2 protein-coding genes and 1 pseudogene are annotated in these 2,529 nt (G+C 71.2%); 2 read left to right on the top strand and 1 reads right to left on the bottom strand.

Annotated elements, in window-relative coordinates; genetic code table 11:
• Positions 1-197, top strand: a pseudogene (locus QL983_RS11030) (carbonic anhydrase); the annotation flags it as partial.
• A 55-nt stretch (positions 198-252) separates the two neighbouring features.
• Positions 253-1,674: a class II fumarate hydratase gene (locus tag QL983_RS11025; RefSeq protein ID WP_070709327.1), complete on the top strand. Its 1,422-nt coding sequence runs from the start codon at positions 253-255 to the stop codon at positions 1,672-1,674.
• A gap of 90 nt (positions 1,675-1,764) precedes the next feature.
• Here QL983_RS11025 and QL983_RS11020 read toward each other — a convergent pair whose 3' ends face one another.
• Positions 1,765-2,268, bottom strand: a complete 504-nt coding sequence (locus QL983_RS11020; protein ID WP_063189028.1) for an A24 family peptidase — start codon at positions 2,266-2,268, stop codon at positions 1,765-1,767.
• Positions 2,269-2,529 lie beyond the last annotated feature (261 nt).

The raw sequence follows: 2,529 nt of genomic DNA, 5'->3' as shown, positions 1-2,529 counted from the left end.
GGCGCCGCCGCGGACTGGAGGAGGTCGACGAGTTCGTGGCCGAGCACGTGGACCAGACCTGCGACCACCTCCTGGAGACCTCGCAGTCCGTCCGCGCGGCCGTCGAGTCGGGGCGCACCGCCGTCGTCGGGCTCACCTACTCGCTGTCCGAGGGCACCGCGCGACCGGGCCGCGTGCACGGCGACCTGGCGGTCTGACGACGTCGGGCGTCCGGTGCGGCACCGGGCGCCCACGCCGTCCTAGGATGTGACCATGACCGCAGAGAACACCGATCAGCAGTTCCGCATCGAGCACGACACCATGGGCGAGGTGAAGGTGCCGGTGAACGCGCTCTACCGTGCGCAGACCCAGCGCGCCGTGGAGAACTTCCCGATCTCCGGCAAGGGCCTCGAGCCCGCCCACATCCACGCCCTCGCGCAGGTCAAGAAGGCCGCGGCCAAGGCGAACGCCGAGCTGGGCATCATCTCGCAGGAGCGCGCGGACGCCATCGTCGCCGCCGCGGACCAGGTCATCGCCGGCGACCACGACGACCAGTTCCCGATCGACGTGTTCCAGACCGGCTCCGGCACCTCCTCCAACATGAACACCAACGAGGTGCTCGCCACCCTCGCCACCCGCGCACTGAAGGAGGCCGGCTCCGAGGACGAGGTGCACCCCAACGACCACGTCAACGCCTCCCAGTCCTCGAACGACGTGTTCCCGACCTCCGTGCACGTGGCCGTCACCGCCGCCCTCGTGAACGACCTCGTCCCGGCGCTGGACCACCTGGCCGTCTCCCTCGAGAAGAAGGCGGAGGCCTTCGCCGGCGTCGTGAAGTCCGGCCGCACCCACCTCATGGACGCCACTCCGGTGACCCTGGGCCAGGAGTTCGGCGGCTACGCCGCGCAGGTCCGCTACGGCATCGAGCGCATCCAGTCCGCGCTGCCGCGCGTGGCCGAGGTCCCGCTCGGCGGCACCGCCGTGGGCACCGGCATCAACACCCCGAAGGGCTTCTCCGCCCGCGTGATCGAGCTGCTCGCCGAGGAGACCGGTCTGCCGCTGACCGAGGCCCGCAACCACTTCGAGGCCCAGGCCAACCGTGACGGCCTCGTGGAGGCCTCCGGCCAGCTGCGGAACATCGCGTTCTCGCTCATGAAGATCAACAACGACCTGCGCTGGATGGGCTCCGGCCCGAACACCGGCCTCGGCGAGATCGCCATCCCGGACCTGCAGCCGGGCTCCTCGATCATGCCGGGCAAGGTCAACCCCGTGATCTGCGAGGCCGCGATCATGGTGTGCGCCCAGGTGATCGGCAACGACACCACCGTCGCCCTGTCCTCCACCAACGGCGCGTTCGAGCTCAACGTGGGCATCCCCGTGATGGCCGCCAACCTGCTCGAGTCCATCCGCCTGCTGGCCAACACGACGCGCGTCATGGCGGACAAGATGATCGACGGCATCGAGGCCAACGAGGAGCGCTGCGCCTTCCTCGCCGGCGCCTCGCCGTCCATCGTGACCCCGCTGAACAAGGTGATCGGCTACGAGGCCGCCGCCAAGATCGCCAAGCACGCCGTCGCGAACAAGATGACCGTGCGCGAGGCCGTCGTGGACCTCGGCTACGTCGAGCGCGGCGAGATCACCGAGGAGCAGCTGGACAAGGCCCTGGACACCATGTCCATGACCCACCCGGAGTGATCCGGCGGATTCGGTGAGCGGCGCGACGCCGCCTCCCGGGCCACGACGCCGAGCGGCCGTCCTCCCGTGCGGAGGGCGGCCGCTCGACGTTCACGCCAGCACCAGCACTCCGGCGGCCGCCGCCACCATCGCCGGCCCGAACGGCAGCGCCGTTCGCCCCGTCGCCCGGCCCGCGAGGACCAGCAGCCCCGCCACGACGCCGCCGAGCAGGATCGCGCCCACCCCGGCGGCGAGCACCGCCGTCGGACCGAGCACCCCCGTGTACACGCCCAGCCCGCCGGCCAGCTTCACGTCGCCCATCCCGAGGCCGCCGCGGCTGAGCACGTGCAGCGCGAGCATCGCCACGGTGTAACCGAGACCGCCCAGCAGGCTGCAGAGGGTCAGGTCACCCCGGCCCGCCAGCAGCGCTCCCCCGGTCATCATCGTCAACCCGCCCAGCGCCAGCCGCAGCGTCCATCGGTTCGGCAGCCGATGTTCGCGCAGGTCCGTGCGCACGAGCACGCCCGTGCACACCGCGAACCACACCAGTCCCAGGGACCACAGCACCGCCGTCGCCGGCGCGCCGTGCGTCCACGCCCATCCCACCCCGCTCATGCGCCCAGCCTAGGTCGGGCGGCGCACCCGCCGGGCCGTCGTCCACAGGCGATCAGGCCACCTCGCGTTCACGGTCCGGCCACCCCGTGTTCTGCCCACAGCGCAACCGGAGCCGCCCATTGCGACGAGCCCTCGCGTGGGTCTACTGTGAAGTCACGAGCTTCCGGCCGTCTGATGGACGTACGGGGCTCACACAGACCCCATGGCCTCAATCCCGTTTCAAAGGGGCCATGGTGGCGGGCTTCCTCGGTCCCCCATCCC

This window comes from Micrococcus sp. APC 4021 (assembly GCF_030407635.1).
GTDB classification, from domain to species: Bacteria; Actinomycetota; Actinomycetes; order Actinomycetales; family Micrococcaceae; genus Micrococcus; species Micrococcus luteus.
This window is presented reverse-complemented; position numbering and strand designations above follow the sequence as displayed.

What these genes read in the sequence shown, in the direction of transcription:
- QL983_RS11020 (WP_063189028.1), bottom strand. Translation starts at nt 2,268, where the DNA reads ATGAGCGGGGTGGGATGGGCGTGGACGCACGGCGCGCCGGCGACGGCG.
- QL983_RS11025 (WP_070709327.1), top strand. Translation starts at nt 253, where the DNA reads ATGACCGCAGAGAACACCGATCAGCAGTTCCGCATCGAGCACGACACC.